The organism is Kushneria sp. Sum13 (assembly GCF_052692355.1).
In genome coordinates, this window is sequence record NZ_CP199847.1 from 1,851,298 (window position 1) to 1,867,315 (window position 16,018).

Here is a 16,018-nt window from a genome sequence, read left to right on the forward strand (position 1 = left end):
ACTTAATAGAAACAAGAACAATTATCAAATGATCATCGCTAACATCGCCATGCCGGGCGGCTTTTTAGTGGCCCGATACGCCATCCACAAAAAAGCCGGCACGAAGCCGGCTCATGATCATTGTTCAGACCGCGGATCAAAGCTTGCGTTCAAGCTCGGGCAGCGCCTGAAACAGATCAGCGACCAGACCGTAGTCGGCCACCTGAAAAATCGGAGCTTCCTCGTCGGAGTTGATGGCCACGATCACTTTTGAATCCTTCATGCCGGCAAGATGCTGCACTGCCCCGGAAATACCGGCGGCGATGTAGAGCTCAGGCGCGACCATCTTGCCGGTCTGGCCGACCTGAAGGTCGTTGGGCACGTAGCCGGCATCCACGGCAGCGCGCGAGGCGCCTACAGCCGCGCCGAGCCGGTCTGCCACACCTTCGATCAGGCGGAAATTCTCGGCACTGCCAAGGCCTCGACCGCCGGAGATAATCACACGGGCGCCACCCAGCTCGGGGCGCTCACCGCCAGCCAGCTGTTCATCAATAAAGGTCGCCAGCCCCTGATCACCGGTACTGGCCGCGCTTGAAACGCTGGCCGCGTCCTGCTCGCCGACCGGCTCAAAGGCGGTCGGGCGAATGGTAATGACCTTTTTGTCATCCAGACTGCGTACGGTGGCCAGCACGCTGCCGGCATAGATGGGTCTGACGAAGGTGTCAGCGGACTCAACGGCAATGACATCAGAGATCTGCCCAACACCCAGCAGCGCTGCCACGCGCGGCATGACATTGCGCCCACTGGTGGTCGAGGCGCACAGCAGATGGGTGTAGGGCTCGGCCAGTGACACGATCAGCGCCCCCATGTTTTCCGCCAGCATATGATCAAAAGCGCTGTCTTCCACGCTGATCACACCGGAAACGCCGGTCAGGCGCGCCGCCTTTTGAGCCGCCTCATTGGCCTGATTGCCGGCCACCAGTACATCGACCACGCCACCAAGGCGTGAAGCAGCGTCCATGACGCGCGCCGTCGCGCTGGAGAGATGGCCCTTTTCCTGCTCGGCGATGACCAGAATACGTGTATCGCTCATCAGATCACCTTCGCTTCGTTCTTGAGTCTATCAATCAATTCATCCACTGAATCCACGCGCACTCCGGCCTGGCGCTCTCTCGGGATATCGACCCGAATCAGCGTCTGGCGTGGGGTCACGTCAACTCCCAGCGTGTCAATTTCCAGACTTTCAATGGGGCGCTTTTTCGCCTTCATGATCGCCGGCAGCTTGGCATAGCGCGGCTCGTTGAGACGCAGGTCCGTCGTGACAACAGCCGGCAGCGACATGGCCAGCGTTTCCAGCCCGCCATCGATTTCCCGAGTGACCTCCAGCCGATCACCATCAATGGTGATTTTTGAGGCAAAGGTGGCCTGCGGCAGTTGCGTCAGCGCGGCCAGCATGGGGCCGGTCTGACTGCTGTCGCTGTCGATGGACTGCTTGCCCAGCAGTACCAGACCCGGATTTTCACGCTTGACCACTTCGGCCAGCACCCGAGCAGCGCCCAGTGAGTCGACCGCGGTGTCACTGTTGACATGCAATGCGCGGTCGGCACCCAGCGCCATGGCTGTGCGAAGCTGCTCCTGCACGCTCTTGTCGCCGATGGAAACAGCCACCACCTCATCGGCGATGCCCTGCTCCTTGAGACGGACGGCTTCTTCAAGCGCAATCTCACAAAACGGGTTCATGGCCATTTTGGCGTGCGTCAGGTCCACATCGCTGTGGTCTTCCCTGATGCGCACCCGGACGTTGTGATCAATCACGCGCTTGATGGCGACGAGTACTTTCATGCCTTCCTCGTGGTGTCGGATATCTCGAAATTCGTAAACATGACCGCCCATCTTCTATGCACGGGGAGCTTCGGGGCGGTTCTCTCAGGATGACAGTCAGTCTACATGGGGACCAGAACAGCTCAAGACAACAGATTGCCTCTGAAAAAAAGGCTTCGAATTGGGCCGGACCCCGACTTGATGCGATAATCAGGCATTATCCAGCCCCCAGGCTGCTCCCGAAAGCGGCTGAGAATCATTGCCATCCAAAAGCGTTAGTGTAACACGCCATACGTCATCAGGATGGGGGGATGAATCACGCAAGGAGTTGCTCAATGGACAGAGAGTCCATGTCATTTGATGTGGTAATTGTCGGCGCAGGCGTTGCCGGTCTTTCCGCAGCCTGTCGCCTGATGCAGGCCGCCAATGCGCAGGCGCATGAGCTGAGCGTCTGCGTACTGGAAAAGGGTGCCGAGGTGGGCGCACACATCCTGTCAGGTGCCGCCTTTGATCCGCGCGCACTTGAGGAGCTCTTTCCCGACTGGAAGGACCGTGGTGCGCCCCTGCATACCCCGGCGCTGCGCGATGAGGTGCTGTATCTGCGTGACAGCGAGCGGTCGATACGCTTTCCCGAGGCGCTGATCCCGCCTTCCATGCTCAACGAGGGCAGCTATCTGATCAGTGCCGGCGATCTGTGCCGCTGGCTGGCTGAACAGGCAGAAGCACTGGGCGTTGATATCTTCCCGGGCTTTGCCGCTCAGTCATTGATGTTTGGTAACCATGGGGAAATTACCGGCGTCATTACCGGCGATATGGGCCTTGATCATGACGGCAATTCCAAACCTTCACATGAGCCGGGTATCGAGCTTTACGGGCGCCACACCCTCTTTGCCGAAGGCGCGCGTGGCCACCTTGGGCAGGAACTGATCAAGCATTTTGATCTGGCAGCCGGGCGCGATGAACAGCACTATGCCATCGGCTTCAAGGAACTCTGGGAGGTGCCTGCCGAGCAGCACGAGCCCGGGCTGGTAGTACATACGGCAGGCTGGCCGCTGTCTTCCGAGGCGCACGGCGGCAGCTTCCTGTATCACGGCAGTGACCGCCAGGTCATGGTCGGGCTGATTGTGGATCTGGCCTATGACAACCCCTGGCTCTCCCCGTTCGATGAATTTCAGCGCATGAAGCACCATCCGGAAATCGCGCGTCATCTCAAGGGCGGCACGCGACTGGCCTTCGGGGCACGTGCCATTACCAAGGGTGGCCTTAACAGTCTGCCGAAGATGACCTTTCCCGGTGGCCTTTTGATCGGCTGCGATGCCGGCACGCTGGATTTTTCGCGTATCAAGGGGCTTCACATGGCCATGAAGTCCGGCATGCTGGCCGCCGAAAGCGTGGTCGCAGCGCTTTCTGGCGGCGAGGAAGGTGGCCAAACGCTCGACGACTTCAGCAAGCGCTTTAAAGACAGCTGGGCCCATGAGGCGCTTGCCAGACATCGCAACTTTGGTCCGGCGATGCACCGCTTCGGAATGGTTATGGGGGGCGTATGGAATTTTGTGGAGCAGAAACTGCGTCTGCCCCTGCCCGTGCTGCATGACACCACTGCAGACCACGCGCAGCTGAAAGCTGCTGACACCGTAGAAAGGATCGACTACCCGCGCCCCGACGGCGTGCTCTCCTTTGACAAGCCTTCCTCGGTGTATCTTTCCAATACACATCACGAAGAAGATCAGCCCTGTCATCTGCAGCTGCGCGACCCGAGCATTCCGATCAGCGTTAATCTGCCCCGCTACGCAGAACCCGCCCAGCGCTATTGTCCGGTCGGCGTCTACGAAGTGGTCGAGGACAGCGACGGCACGCCCCGTTTTCAGATCAACTTCCAGAACTGCATTCACTGCAAGACCTGCGATATCAAGGATCCGTCCCAGAATATCCGCTGGGTCACGCCGGAAGGCGGCAATGGCCCCGGCTATCCTAATATGTAGAGACTTACCCGACCGGAAATGACAAAAAAGCCCCCGATGTTTGAAAACATCGGGGGCTTTTTCATGCATGCTTCGTCGATCAGGCTATCGGTGCACTGGTATCGGTGGCCACCGGACGCGCCGGATCACGGCTCCACTCGCTCCATGACCCTGGATAAAGTCTTGGCAACGGCCGGCTCAGCGCGGCATGCGCCAGAATGATCATGCAGGCGGAGATGCCGGAACCACAGTAGGCGATGCTTGACTGCCCGGTGGCCGGTATCAGCCTTTCGAGGACCTCACTCTCTGCCATGCAGTTATCTCCGCCCAGAAGCGAAGCGCCCGGAACGTTAACAGCACCCGGAATATGGCCGGCCACCTGATCGATCGGCTCGCTTTCGCCGCGATAGCGCGCCGGCGGTCTGGCATCGAGCAGCAGGGCATCGCCTGCGGCCACATCATCGGCACTGGCCACCATCTGATGCTGAAATTCACACTGCCAGTCGCTGGGCGCCGGTAACTCGGCCATGTCATGCTCCAACGCGCCACCGACGGCCTGCCAGACCTGGAGTCCACCATTGAGCACAAACACATTGTCGTGACCGGCCCAGTGCAGCATCCACCATGCGCGCGCCGCGGCCAGCTGTCCGCCCAGATCGTCATAAACGACGACCCGGGTCTCGGGCGTAATGCCCCAGTTCTGAAGCGTCTTCTGCCAGGCGTCAGGGGACGGCAGCGGATGACGCCCCCCCTTGGCACCGCCCGGCGGCGCGGAAAGATCCTGATTCATATCCGCCAGCAGCGCACCGGGTAAATGACCTTCCTGATAAAGTCGTGACGCTGCCTGGGCGTCATCCAGTCGCGCCCGACAGTCCAGAATCACCAGCGGGGTGCTGTCTCGCTGCCACATCAGAAGTGTTGTGACATCTGTCAGTGCAGTGGTCATGAAAACTCCCTGAATTTAACTGACGCGCTCGATCGGCGCGCGTGAAGCAATTAACCGGCGACGGCCGGCCCGATGAAACATGACTTCCAGCACACAGCGCTCACGCTCGCCTTCCACCAGCTCGATGCGCCCCTCTCCGAATACGGCGTGACGCACCTGCTCTCCGGGCCGCCAGTCCTCGGCCTGCGCAAGTATTGCCGGTGTCTTCTGCCCGGCACTGGCACGACATGAGGCATCAGCACCGATACCCTCAAGATAGCGATTAACCAGCGCCGGGTCGCGCACCCCGGGGGCAGCCTCCGGCTCTGCTGCAATGGCACGGGTCACTTTGACACTGTCTTCAAAGGCGGCCTCTTCCACAAATCGGCTGATGCGATGGGGCGCCGGATCAGACAGCAGCAGCAGCCGTTCGCGGGCCCGGGTAATGCCGACATAAAAGAGCCGCCGCTCCTCTTCCAGCGCCTGAGGCGTCAGCGGATTTTCTCTGGAATAGAGAGGAAAATCCTCCTCATTAAGCCCGGCCAGCGCCACCAGCGGCCATTCAAGCCCCTTGGCACCATGAACGGTCGACAGCAACACGCCCTGCTCCTGATTAATGACCGGATTTTTGAGCAGTGCAATAAAGGCATCCGGGTCGTCAGCCAGCTCCCCGGCCTGCTCGATCAGAACATCCAGCAGGCGGATATCCTCTTCACCCTTGTCGCGCCGGGCTGCAGCACGCCGTAAAAGCTTTTCGGCCTCCAGAGTGTCGACGACATGAGACAGTACATCAGCAGGCGCCTGCTCACGCATGGAAGGCAGTTTCTGCAGCAGTGCCCAGCGCTTTTTAAGATGTCGACGCTGAAAGGGTTTCAGGCCGTCCAGAACGATGTGCTGCTCGGGCCAGCGATTGGTGCGGGCAAGTTCAGCCGTCAGCGGGGCAAGGCGCTCCTGGCTGACAAAGGCGCTGGGCTGACTATAAAGCAACAGCAGATGCTCGCTGTCCTGTAAAAGCTCCGGACGACGGGTCAACTCCAGATACCCTGCCAAGGCCTTTACCAGCGGCAAACGAAACACGAAACGATCCTGCTGTCCCAGCTGAAAGGGAATATTGTCTCTTAAAAGACGCAGCTGCACGGGGACACTGAGCGACCAGCTGCGCACCAGCACGGCACATTCCTTCAGATCACGCCCCTGCGCCTGCCATCCCTTTAACACATTGATCAGACGTGCGCCGCCGCTGTCGCATTCAACCTGCGTCTCGGGATTGTCGGGGGCCGATAGCGTGAGCTGGTTAGCCGCCCCCTTGTTGGCGCGAATCACATGATTGGCCATCAGCGACACGGCATGGCCATGACGAAAGGTCCAGCTCAGTGGGTAATCGGTCGGCGCCCCGAAAAGCTCGCTAAAGCGGGCGTTCATGGCATCCGGACGCGCCCCGCGCCACTCATAGATACATTGGTTGGCATCGCCGACCGCCATGACGCTGGCACTATTGCCCGCCAGCATCGATAAAAGACGCAGCTGAACCTCATTAATATCCTGGTACTCATCGACAATGATGTGATCAAGCCGCCCCTGAATACGCCCTCGCGCCGTTTCATCGCGAATCAGCGCCCGCAGCGGTCGATACAGCAGGTCGGCATAGGTCATGACGCCCTGCCCGTGCATCTGGCGCTCCATCTCCAGAAAGGCCGGCACGAAGTGCTCGGTATCGGCACCGTAATCACCACGCTCGTGGAGTCTGGCCGGTGGCAGGCATTCCGATTTGACCAGATCACAGAACTGCAAAAGCGCTTCGATTCGCTCTTCTTCCAGTGCCAGCGCCAGCTGTGCGGGCTCGTCAACGAGCAGCTGTTGCAGCACCTGACGCGCCAGACGCTCTCGCTGCCACTCTCCCTCGATCAACCGACGCGCTGGAAGCGCCCCCCAGCGCACCAGACTCTGTCCCAGCCGATGCCCGATGGAGTGAAAGGTGCGCACCTGAGGCAGTCGGCTTCCAGCGGGCGCCAGCATGCGCAGTCGCGCAGCGAAATCTTCACGCGCCGCGCGATTGAACATCAACACCATGATCCGATCCGCCGGCGTCCCGATCGCCATGAGATGCAGCACTCGCGCCACCATCGTCGATGTCTTGCCGGCACCGGCCACGGCAAAAACCCGCGCATGCCCCTGGCCGTGCTGAACCACGGCCTGCTGCTGTTCGGTCAGCCTCATGATGGCGATTTAGGGATATCGTCTGGCACGACCGGTGACCCGAGTGCATGCCAGTGGCCGCCGCTTTGAAGCCCCATGTGCAGGTGCCCCCGGGCGTCCTCAAAACATTCGGCCTGTTCGACCAGGTAATACCAGCACTGGCGCGACAGGCGTGCCGAAAGACCATGACGCCAGATGACTCGGGGAATGTCCGTCTCGTCATCCGTGATCAGGCGACAATGACTGTCCAGCGTAGCGTGCTCACCGGTCTGGGTGGTCAGCTGCCAGCAGGCGCCGGCATCCGGGTCTTCCTGACAGACTGCCGTCACAATCAGCAATGGATAATCCTCGACCCGGATTCGCCATTTTTCAGCCGGTGTGACCAGATAGTAGTGACCGTCGGCCTCACGTCGAAGAAGGCGTGACAACGTACGCAGCACCCGTGGATGCGCGACCTTCGCGCCCTCGTGCCACCAGATACCCGAACGATCCACCCGGATGTCCAGCGCCCCCGACAGCGCCGGATCCCATTCTTCCAGCGGCAGAGGCTGATCATTGGTCTGAACCGTCAGCAGGCGCTCCAGTGACATGGCAGGCTCCTCAGGCATTGGTGAGCTGTGCAGCGGCGTCGTGCAAAGGCGCAGTCCGACGAAACAGGCGATGAAAGTTGGCCGTGGTCTGCATGGCCACTTCATCAAGACTGATATTGCGCTCGCGAGCGATGACGCGGGCCACTTCGAGCACGCGCGCCGGCTCGTTCGCCCGCCCTCGGTAAGGCACCGGCGAAAGCCACGGGCTGTCGGTTTCCAGCAGCAGTCGATCCAGAGGGAGCACCCGAGCCAGCGCACGTACGTTTTCGGCACTGGCAAAGGTGACAATACCGGAAAGTGAAATCATGAAGCCGTGAGCGACGGCGCGGCGTGCCATCTCCACGTCTTCGGTAAAGCAGTGCAATACGCCGCCCACATTCGGGTCGAGATATTGCTCAATCATTTCCAGCGTTTCTTCACGCGCTGAGCGTGTGTGAATGCTGACCGGCAGTTCAGCGTCATGGGCAGCACGCAGATGATGCTCAAAGCGGCTTAACTGGATCTCCCGAGACACGCGAAGACTACCCTGCTCGTCGGCCTGAAAGTCCAGCCCGATTTCGCCAACGACCACCGGCTCGAATCGATCGATGCAGTCCTTGATCTCTTCAAGCGTAGGCTCGCGCTCCAGACGCTGCATCGGATGGACACCGACACCAAAAAAGACGTCATCATGACGACGGCCAATCTCGGCCAGCGCCGGCACGCCCTCAAGCGTGGTGGCAACGGCAAGAAAACCGCGTACACCAGCGGCGCGCGCACGTGACAGCACATCATCCACGCTGCCGCTTTCAGCATCAAGACGATCAAGATGACAGTGAGAATCGATCAGTACCGAAGGCCACGACAATTGTTCGGTTAACTGGCTCATTGAACCTACCCGGTTGGAAGCTATACAGACCGGGTATTATCGCAGATCATCGACTTTTACGGGGATCAAAGATGCCGTTTCGCCGCTTTCAGGTTCAAGCAACCTTGAACAACAAGATAACGGTATAAATAAACACGCATTGGGCGAATCGAATTGGGGGCGTCGTCAGGCCAGCAGCGCTTCAATGTGTTCGCGCAGCACCTGCTCTTCAGCATCGAGATGAACACCCACACCGCCTTCTCGCTGACCGGCCATCCCTGACGGCGATATCCAGGCAACGATTCCCGATGCCGGGCGCGCGTCAGGCTCTTCCGGCAGTGTCAGCAGCAGATAGACCCGCTGCCCCAGCCGATGACGCACACGGGTGGGAAGGAACAGACCGCCGCGCTCGAAAAGCGGTATCCAGGCTGTTCTGAGTGCATTGGTGTCGTTGAACGTAAAAGACAATGCTCTGGCGCTCACGCAAACCTCCTGATGGGAAAATGACGCTTCCCTTATCGGCCGTTTGTGCGAGAAGTTGCGCTCTGGATCAGGAACGCAACAGGGCCGACCATCGGATCAACCAGGATTCGATGACCAGTTGCGCATTGGGGTTGCCTCCCCCTGCCAGCAGACGCCGCTGTTCATGAGCGTAATCCAGCAGGCGAAACCAGTCGCGAACGCGGGCATTTTTGAGGGCCTGACGGTATAGCGGCAAAAGATCCCGATTGCGGACACTGTCCATGTCACCGGACACGCCCAAACGAATCAGATCCTCAAGCCACAGTACGCCGTGCCATAAAATATCGGGCAGGGCCTGCTTGTCCAGACGGGCAGCTTCTGCCACCGGATCCCCGCCACGTACCAGCGATTCGAAAAGTTCCCGCAGCTCCTGGCGCAGCTGGCGAGCCTCAGGTGCGGCCAGATCGCGTGCCAGCAGCGGGCGACCGCCGGCCACCTGCCACCAGAACGCTGCCTGCTCCTGATCTTCAAGCTCGTGTGCCAGCCACGCCATGGATACATCACGCCCCGGCTGAGGATGAGCCCACTGCTGGCAGCGGCTGCGAATGGTCGGCAGCGTTCGAGAGGGAATATCGCTTTGCAGGATAAACAGTGTGTCGTTACCCGGCTCTTCGAGACTTTTCAGTAGCGCATTGGAGGCCGCCACCGTCATCGCCTCGGCAGGCGCCAGATGGATAATGCGGTATCCCCCCTGCTGAGCCGTCTGAGACGCGAAGGCGTTAATGTCACGAATGGCATCAATGCGAATCTGCTTGCCTCGGTCGGCAGGCAGGATCTCCAGAAGATCGGGGTGATATCCCGACATCAGCATTTGACAGGCGTGGCACTGGCCACAGGCCGTGTCGCCCGGTGAGTGACAGAGCTGACGCGCGATCAGTGCCTGTGCCAGACGCTCCTTTCCCAGCCCGGACGGTCCGGTCAGCATGAGCGCATGCGGCAGACGCGATTCATCTGCCAGCGCGGTCAGGCGCTGCCAGATGGAGGTCTGCCAGGGCCAGGGCGTTAGTTCCATGTCGTAAGCTGTTGATCAAGTCGTGTGGCAATATCACGCTGGACCTGCTCGAGCGGCTGGGCGGCATCTACCGCCACCATGCGCTCCGGGGCCTGCTCGGCACGCGCGCGGTATCCCTGGCGTACCCGCTCAAAGAAATCACCGCGCTCACGTTCAAAACGATCACGCTCGCCACCTCGCGCCACCAGACGATCGGCGGCATGGGTGATCGGCATGTCCAGCCAGAGCGTGAGGTCAGGTGTCAGTCCCCGCTGCACAAACTGCTCGAGCATGGCAATACGCTCCTGAGCAATCCCGCGAGCACTGCCCTGATAGGCAAAGGTGGCATCGGTAAAGCGGTCACTGATGACCCAATCCCCCCGGGCAAGCGCAGGGCGGATCACCTGCGCCAGGTGCTGGGCACGACCGGCAAACACCAGCAACAGCTCTGCCAGATCGTCCAGTGGCTCCTGTGCGTCATCGGCAAGCAATAGTGCGCGAATACGCTCGGCCATGGGCGTGCCACCGGGCTCACGCGTGGTGACCACACGGATGCCACGGGATTGCAGATAATCGCGAACGAAGGAAAGATTGGTGCTCTTGCCGACACCTTCCCCGCCTTCCAGAGTGATAAATCGGCCTTGCTGGGTCATTACAACTCTCAACGATTGAGGATATAGCGACGCACCGCCGCATTGTGTTCTTCAAGCGTGGCAGAAAACTGATGCTCTCCATTTCCCTTTGAAACGAAATAGAGGGCATCACCGTCTGCCGGATTGACCGCAGCTTCCAGCGAAGCACGCCCGGGCATTGCGATGGGCGTGGGCGGCAACCCATTGATGACATAGGTGTTCCAGCGCGTGGATTCGGTCAGATTGGCACGCGTCAAGGACCCGCTGTAGGCCTGACCCAGCCCGTAAATCACGGTAGGGTCCGTCTGCAGACGCATCCCCTTTTCAAGGCGGCGAACGAACACACCCGCAATCCGGGTACGCTCATCGGGAGCCCCGGTTTCCTTTTCAATCAGTGACGCCAGAATCAGCGCCTGATAAGGGCTATCGAGCGGCAGATCAGGCTGGCGCTCGGCCCAGATGTCATTGAGCGTGCTGACCATCCGGTCATGAGCGCGCTTGAACAGCTCAAGATCCGAGGCGCCCTTGAGCCATTGATAGGTGTCCGGGAAAAACCAGCCTTCCGGGAATTCACCTTTCTCCCCTAGCGCGGCCATGATGTCTTCATCGCTCATGTCACGGGTCTTGTGCTCAAGCGGTTCGGCCTGATTCAGAATCTTGCGCATCTGGGCAAAGGTGCGCCCTTCAGGAATGGTCAGTCGATGTCGAACAACATCATTACTGGACAGCTTGCCCAGCAACGCATGGGCATTCATGTCAGGCAGGATTTCAAATTCACCGGCACGCAGGGCTCTCAAACGGGCAGGCTCGATGACGCCCAGCAGCTGATACGGCCAGCGCTCATCAATGATGCCACGATCCTGAAGTTCATTGATGATTTGTCGGGCGCCCATGCCGGCGCGCACTTCATAGACCGTCGACGATTGCAGCGCAATCGGCGCATCCAGCTTGTGCTGCCACCAGAGCCAGCCCCCGCCAATGGCTGCCGCCATAATGACCAGTACCAGAAGCACACCCTTTAACCATCGCATACATGAAACTCTGATCAGGAGGTTGGAAAATTGGATTGATAGCCCATCAGCGTGTGCGCGCTATCCTGAAGACGGCGAACCGAGCCATCGATGGGCCATTGACCGGGCACATGCTGATGATCCGAATCGAAACACTCAACGATCGGCCACAGGCCCTGTACGGAATTGAAAAGGCACGCACTCTGCGAATTCAGAAACCTGGACAGCGGAGCATCCCCTGCCCTAGCGATGCTCAGCAGTCCCTTATCGATCAGGGCACGACGCAGCGTGCCCTCTACGCCACATTCGGTGAGCTCGGGCGTCCACCACTGCCCCTGATCAAACCAGGCCAGATTCATGGCCGTTGCTTCGATGGGCTGATCACGGTCGTTGAGCAGAATACCCTCGGCAATGGCATCATCCTGCCATTCCTGCCGAGCCAGCACGTTTTCCAGCCGATTGAGGTGCTTGAGGCCCGCCAGCGCTGGTTGACGCGCAAGCCGCAGGCGGCAAAGTCGAACGCTCACGCCCTTCTCCCACCGCTCGGGCATGGGCTTGAAAGGAATGAGCTGCCAGTAGCAGCGCGGTTCGGCCGGTATTGGCGGGCGATAACCACGCCCACCGCTGCCGCGAGTCAGCATGATCTTGAGTACATGCTCCCCCTGCGGCGCCTGCCCGGGCAATGCATCCAGCCACGCGCGGGAAGGCGCCTCAAAACCAAGGCGCCCAGCGCCCCGCGACAGGCGAGCACAGTGCTCATTCCAGAGCAGAGGCACACCATCTCTTACCAGCACGGTCTCGAAAAGGCCGTCGCCGTACGCCAGCCCTCGATCGGTCACGGCAACCATGGGGTCACCGCTATCCGTGCCCGTCATGCCAGCGTCCCCTGTCATCAGATGCGCGAGAACACCAGCGAGCCGTTGGTGCCACCAAACCCGAACGAGTTGGACAGCACATGCTCGATTTTCATCTCACGTGCGGTATGCGGCACATAATCCAGACGGCACTGCTCATCGGGATTGTCCAGGTTGATGGTCGGTGGTGCGACCTGATCACGCAGCGCCAGAATGGAGAAGGCCGCCTCGACAGCGCCTGCAGCGCCCAGCAGATGCCCGATCATGGACTTGGTCGAACTGATGGCCACATCGCGTGCTGAAGCACCAAGGACCTTTTCAATGGCAAGACTCTCTGCAACATCCCCTACCAGCGTGGAAGTACCGTGGGCATTGATGTAGTCAATGCTTGAGGGATCAAGCCCGGCATCACGAATGGCGTTGCTCATGGCCATTGCAGCGCCGGCGCCGTCACTGGGCGGTGCTGTCATGTGCCAGGCATCATCACTCATGCCAAAGCCTGTGCATTCCGCCAGAATGTCGGCACCACGCGCTTTAGCGTGCTCATACTCTTCCAGCACCAGAATTCCGGCACCATCGGAAAGCACGAAGCCATCACGGTCGCGATCCCAGGGGCGACTGGCGGCCTGAGGATCATCATTACGAGTTGAAAGCGCGCGCGCGGCAGAAAAGCCGCCCACGCCCAGTGGCGTGCTGGCCATCTCGGCACCACCGCAGACCATCACATCGGCATCGCCATAGGCAATCGTGCGGGCGCCATAACCAATATTGTGCGTCCCGGAAGTACAGGCCGTAGTAATGGCGATGTTGGGCCCACGGAAACCAAATTGAATGGCCAGATTGCCAGCGATCATGTTGATGATCGAACCAGGCACAAAGAAGGGAGAAATACGACGTGCCCCCGACTTCAACAGCGACTGGTGATTGGCCTCGATCATTGGCAATCCACCAATGCCGGAACCGATGGCAACCCCGATGCGATGGGCGTTTTCTTCACTACAGGTAATCCCCGAGTTCTGAACCGCCTGAACGGATGCCGCGATGCCATACTGGATAAAGAGATCCATCTTCTTGGCATCCTTGGGATTAAACCAGGGCGCTGGATCAAATCCTTTTATGGCACCGCTGAAGCGGGTATTCAGACCACTGGCATCAAAGTGCTCAATTGATCCGATACCGCTTTTACCGGCCTTGATACTTTCCCAGGTAGCATCCGTTGTATGACCTACCGGTGTTACCAGACCGATGCCGGTCACCACGACCCTTCTGCGAGGCATCGTTTTTCCTCCAAAAAAGACAGATGAGTGCGCTCGAGAGCCTGAATTCCTGCTGGATACCCGACCGCCTGCTGCATGATATATCCTGGCCATTATACCGATTCTGTCGTCTCGGTCTCTGACTGATACACCCTTGATGAGCTTGAAAGGGCCGGCGCAGCATGTGCCATTCACCGGTCAATACCATCTAAAAATAAAGCCGCTCCCAGAGGGGGCGGCTTTACGGGTCAACCCTGGCCCAAAAGGCCGGATCGCGCCAAAAACTTACTGATGGGCAACGATGTAGTCGATCGCTTCCTGAACGGTCGTGATCTTTTCAGCTTCTTCGTCGGGGATTTCAGTATCGAATTCCTCTTCGAGAGCCATTACCAGTTCCACGGTGTCGAGCGAGTCGGCGCCGAGATCTTCAGTGAAGGAAGAGCTGTTCTGGATCTCTTCTTCCTTGACGTTCAAACGTTCGGCAACAACTTTTTTAACGCGCTCTTCGATGGTACTCATTTATCATCACTCCTGGTTTACGAGTCGCCAGATCAAAACTGGCGGTAGTTTATAGACCGTCTTTCTCGGACGCAACAGCGTCCTTTGCCGGTTCTAGCGCATGTTCATACCGCCATTGACATGCAGCGTTTCACCGGTGATATACCCGGCGACATCACTGGTCAGAAAACACGCCGCCGCTGCAATCTCTTCGGGTTGCCCCAGACGCGACAGCGGAATCTGATTCAGCAATGATTCCTTGTGTTTCTCTGGCAGCTCACTGGTCATGTCGGTGGCAATGAAACCGGGCGCCACGGCGTTAACGGTAACATTGCGAGAGGCCAGCTCACGCGCCAGTGAACGAGTAAAGCCTTCCATGCCGGCCTTTGCCGCAGCATAGTTACTCTGACCCGCGTTGCCCAGCGTGGCGACAACAGAGCTTATATTGACGATGCGACCAAAGCGCGCACGCGTCATGGCCTTCAGACATGCCTTCGAGACACGATAGACGGAGGTAAGGTTGGTATCCAGAACCTCATCCCACTCGTTATCCTTCATTCGCATCAACAGGTTATCACGAGTGATACCGGCATTGTTGACCAGAATCAGGGGCGCGCCGAAACGCTCGGTGATCTCGCCGAGCACCTGATCGATGGCCGCACTGTCGGTCACGTTGAGCACCATGCCCGCACCGGCAATTGAATGCGCGGCAAGATCATCTTCGATGCGGCGTGCGCCGTCTTCGCTGGTGGCCGTACCAATGACCGTATGGCCCTGTCGACCCAGCTCACGAGCAATGGCCTGACCAATGCCGCGTGTTGCACCGGTAACCAGTGCCACTCTTGCTTCACTCATGCTTACTGTCCCTTTTGGGTGTACTGCATTGACACGCCATTAGCGGCTTTCCGGCATCTCTTTTGCCAGCTCAATGGCGGCCGTCAATGATTCGGGGTCATTCACCGCCAGCCCGCGGCTTTGACGAGCGATGCGCTTGCCCAGCCCGGTCAGCACCTTGCCAGGGCCACACTCGATAAAGATGCTGGCGCCCTGCTCACAAAGTGTCTCGACGCAGCGCGTCCAGAGCACCGGGCGATACAGCTGCTGAACCAGGCACGCCTTGATGGTATCAAGATCATCATGCCATGCGGCATCCACATTCTGGATAACACGATAGCGGGGCTGGCGAAGGTCGATGTCGGCCATGGCCTGTTCAAGACGCTCGGCGGCGGGCTTCATCAGTGCGCAATGTGAAGGCACAGACACCGGCAGGGGCATGGCACGACGAGCGCCGCGCTCCTGGCAAAGGGCAATGGCCCGCTCGACCGCGGTCTTTTCACCGGCAATCACGACCTGTCCGGGCGAGTTATAGTTGACAGCAGAGACCACGCTGCCCTGAGCCGCCTCGGCACAGACCGCCTCCACGACCTCATCATCAAGGCCGAGGATGGCTGCCATCCCGCCCTGACCTGCCGGCACGGCGTCCTGCATGGCTTCGCCGCGCAAACGGACCAGTCGAACGCCATCAGCAAAACTCATCGCACCGGCACAGACCAGGGCGCTGTATTCACCCAGACTATGACCGGCCATGGCCGCCGGCCGCGGGCCTTCCAGCTCCTGCCACACACGCCAGATGGCCACGCTGGACGTCAGTAACGCCGGCTGCGTGCAGGCAGTGGCGTTAAGCGCCGCCTCAGGGCCTTCCTGAGTGACATGCCAGAGGTCATACCCCAGCGCATCAGAAGCCTCCTCGAAGGTCGTTCTTACGACGCTGTAACGTTCGGCGAGCTCTCGCAGCATGCCCAGCTGCTGAGAACCCTGACCGGGAAAGACCAGGGCGAGGGCATTGCTCATCTGATTCACCTGTACTAACTCATTGAAGATTAAATAAGCGAAGCTTTATAAACACCATGATGCCGGCTCACTTCAGGCTTCGCCA

Annotated in this window: 16 protein-coding genes; 1 reads left to right on the plus strand and 15 read right to left on the minus strand. The window is 59.4% G+C overall.

Annotated features, from left to right (window positions below; all coding sequences use genetic code 11):
• Positions 1–136: 136 nt before the first annotated feature.
• Positions 137–1,072, minus strand: coding sequence for an electron transfer flavoprotein subunit alpha/FixB family protein (locus ACUN8C_RS08750; RefSeq protein WP_445621810.1), 936 nt, complete (start codon positions 1,070–1,072; stop codon positions 137–139).
• Positions 1,072–1,821, minus strand: coding sequence for an electron transfer flavoprotein subunit beta/FixA family protein (locus tag ACUN8C_RS08755; protein ID WP_445621811.1), 750 nt, complete (start codon positions 1,819–1,821; stop codon positions 1,072–1,074). The genes ACUN8C_RS08750 and ACUN8C_RS08755 overlap by 1 nt, the downstream gene beginning before the upstream one ends.
• 314 nt (positions 1,822–2,135) lie before the next feature.
• On the opposite strand from ACUN8C_RS08755, the gene ACUN8C_RS08760 reads away from it, so the two are divergent.
• Entirely contained in the window at positions 2,136–3,782 is a 1,647-nt protein-coding gene (locus ACUN8C_RS08760) for an electron transfer flavoprotein-ubiquinone oxidoreductase (protein WP_445621812.1), read from the plus strand.
• Positions 3,783–3,861: 79 nt separating this feature from the next.
• On the opposite strand, the gene ACUN8C_RS08765 is transcribed toward ACUN8C_RS08760, so the two are convergent.
• The 13 genes from ACUN8C_RS08765 to fabD all read right to left on the minus strand — a co-directional run bounded on the left by ACUN8C_RS08765 (position 3,862) and on the right by fabD (position 15,933).
• Positions 3,862–4,707 (minus strand): sulfurtransferase, encoded by an 846-nt coding sequence (locus ACUN8C_RS08765; protein WP_445621813.1) that lies wholly within the window; start codon positions 4,705–4,707, stop codon positions 3,862–3,864.
• Positions 4,708–4,722: 15 nt separating this feature from the next.
• Positions 4,723–6,903 carry an ATP-dependent helicase gene (locus ACUN8C_RS08770; RefSeq protein ID WP_445618872.1) on the minus strand — a complete coding sequence of 727 codons (2,181 nt, stop codon included), beginning with the start codon at positions 6,901–6,903 and terminating at the stop codon, positions 4,723–4,725.
• Entirely contained in the window at positions 6,900–7,472 is a 573-nt protein-coding gene (locus tag ACUN8C_RS08775; RefSeq protein WP_445618873.1) for a DUF1285 domain-containing protein, read from the minus strand. Before ACUN8C_RS08775 ends, ACUN8C_RS08770 begins: the two co-directional genes overlap by 4 nt.
• 10 nt (positions 7,473–7,482) lie before the next feature.
• On the minus strand, positions 7,483–8,340 hold the full coding sequence (locus tag ACUN8C_RS08780; protein ID WP_445618874.1) for a TatD family hydrolase: 858 nt from the start codon (positions 8,338–8,340) through the stop codon (positions 7,483–7,485).
• Positions 8,341–8,505: 165 nt separating this feature from the next.
• Positions 8,506–8,802, minus strand: coding sequence for a PilZ domain-containing protein (locus ACUN8C_RS08785; RefSeq protein ID WP_445618875.1), 297 nt, complete (start codon positions 8,800–8,802; stop codon positions 8,506–8,508).
• Between the two features lie 67 nt (positions 8,803–8,869).
• Positions 8,870–9,853 carry a DNA polymerase III subunit delta' gene (locus ACUN8C_RS08790; RefSeq protein ID WP_445618876.1) on the minus strand — a complete coding sequence of 328 codons (984 nt, stop codon included), beginning with the start codon at positions 9,851–9,853 and terminating at the stop codon, positions 8,870–8,872.
• Complete coding sequence (tmk, locus tag ACUN8C_RS08795) at positions 9,844–10,485, minus strand: dTMP kinase (protein ID WP_445618877.1); 642 nt, start codon at positions 10,483–10,485, stop codon at positions 9,844–9,846. Before tmk ends, ACUN8C_RS08790 begins: the two co-directional genes overlap by 10 nt.
• A gap of 8 nt (positions 10,486–10,493) precedes the next feature.
• Positions 10,494–11,495 (minus strand): endolytic transglycosylase MltG, encoded by a 1,002-nt coding sequence (gene mltG, locus ACUN8C_RS08800; RefSeq protein ID WP_445618878.1) that lies wholly within the window; start codon positions 11,493–11,495, stop codon positions 10,494–10,496.
• A gap of 14 nt (positions 11,496–11,509) precedes the next feature.
• The gene (pabC, locus tag ACUN8C_RS08805) at positions 11,510–12,349 is read right to left on the minus strand and encodes an aminodeoxychorismate lyase (protein WP_445618879.1); all 840 of its coding nucleotides are present in this window, start codon (positions 12,347–12,349) and stop codon (positions 11,510–11,512) included.
• 17 nt (positions 12,350–12,366) lie between these two features.
• Positions 12,367–13,605 (minus strand): beta-ketoacyl-ACP synthase II, encoded by a 1,239-nt coding sequence (gene fabF / locus ACUN8C_RS08810; protein ID WP_445618880.1) that lies wholly within the window; start codon positions 13,603–13,605, stop codon positions 12,367–12,369.
• A 264-nt stretch (positions 13,606–13,869) separates the two neighbouring features.
• Positions 13,870–14,103, minus strand: coding sequence for an acyl carrier protein (gene acpP, locus ACUN8C_RS08815; RefSeq protein ID WP_019951639.1), 234 nt, complete (start codon positions 14,101–14,103; stop codon positions 13,870–13,872).
• 93 nt (positions 14,104–14,196) lie between these two features.
• Complete coding sequence (gene fabG / locus ACUN8C_RS08820) at positions 14,197–14,937, minus strand: 3-oxoacyl-ACP reductase FabG (protein ID WP_108843441.1); 741 nt, start codon at positions 14,935–14,937, stop codon at positions 14,197–14,199.
• Positions 14,938–14,976: 39 nt separating this feature from the next.
• Positions 14,977–15,933, minus strand: a complete 957-nt coding sequence (gene fabD, locus ACUN8C_RS08825) for an ACP S-malonyltransferase (protein WP_445618881.1) — start codon at positions 15,931–15,933, stop codon at positions 14,977–14,979.
• Positions 15,934–16,018: the final 85 nt, after the last annotated feature.

Bases quoted from the DNA above. Each gene is read 5' to 3' on its own strand.
- ACUN8C_RS08750 (WP_445621810.1), bottom strand. From the start codon at position 1,072: ATGAGCGATACACGTATTCTGGTCATCGCCGAGCAGGAAAAGGGCCAT.
- ACUN8C_RS08755 (WP_445621811.1), bottom strand. From the start codon at position 1,821: ATGAAAGTACTCGTCGCCATCAAGCGCGTGATTGATCACAACGTCCGG.
- ACUN8C_RS08760 (WP_445621812.1), top strand. From the start codon at position 2,136: ATGGACAGAGAGTCCATGTCATTTGATGTGGTAATTGTCGGCGCAGGC.
- ACUN8C_RS08765 (WP_445621813.1), bottom strand. From the start codon at position 4,707: ATGACCACTGCACTGACAGATGTCACAACACTTCTGATGTGGCAGCGA.
- ACUN8C_RS08770 (WP_445618872.1), bottom strand. From the start codon at position 6,903: ATGAGGCTGACCGAACAGCAGCAGGCCGTGGTTCAGCACGGCCAGGGG.
- ACUN8C_RS08775 (WP_445618873.1), bottom strand. From the start codon at position 7,472: ATGTCACTGGAGCGCCTGCTGACGGTTCAGACCAATGATCAGCCTCTG.
- ACUN8C_RS08780 (WP_445618874.1), bottom strand. From the start codon at position 8,340: ATGAGCCAGTTAACCGAACAATTGTCGTGGCCTTCGGTACTGATCGAT.
- ACUN8C_RS08790 (WP_445618876.1), bottom strand. From the start codon at position 9,853: ATGGAACTAACGCCCTGGCCCTGGCAGACCTCCATCTGGCAGCGCCTG.
- tmk (WP_445618877.1), bottom strand. From the start codon at position 10,485: ATGACCCAGCAAGGCCGATTTATCACTCTGGAAGGCGGGGAAGGTGTC.
- mltG (WP_445618878.1), bottom strand. From the start codon at position 11,495: ATGCGATGGTTAAAGGGTGTGCTTCTGGTACTGGTCATTATGGCGGCA.
- pabC (WP_445618879.1), bottom strand. From the start codon at position 12,349: ATGACGGGCACGGATAGCGGTGACCCCATGGTTGCCGTGACCGATCGA.
- fabF (WP_445618880.1), bottom strand. From the start codon at position 13,605: ATGCCTCGCAGAAGGGTCGTGGTGACCGGCATCGGTCTGGTAACACCG.
- acpP (WP_019951639.1), bottom strand. From the start codon at position 14,103: ATGAGTACCATCGAAGAGCGCGTTAAAAAAGTTGTTGCCGAACGTTTG.
- fabG (WP_108843441.1), bottom strand. From the start codon at position 14,937: ATGAGTGAAGCAAGAGTGGCACTGGTTACCGGTGCAACACGCGGCATT.
- fabD (WP_445618881.1), bottom strand. From the start codon at position 15,933: ATGAGCAATGCCCTCGCCCTGGTCTTTCCCGGTCAGGGTTCTCAGCAG.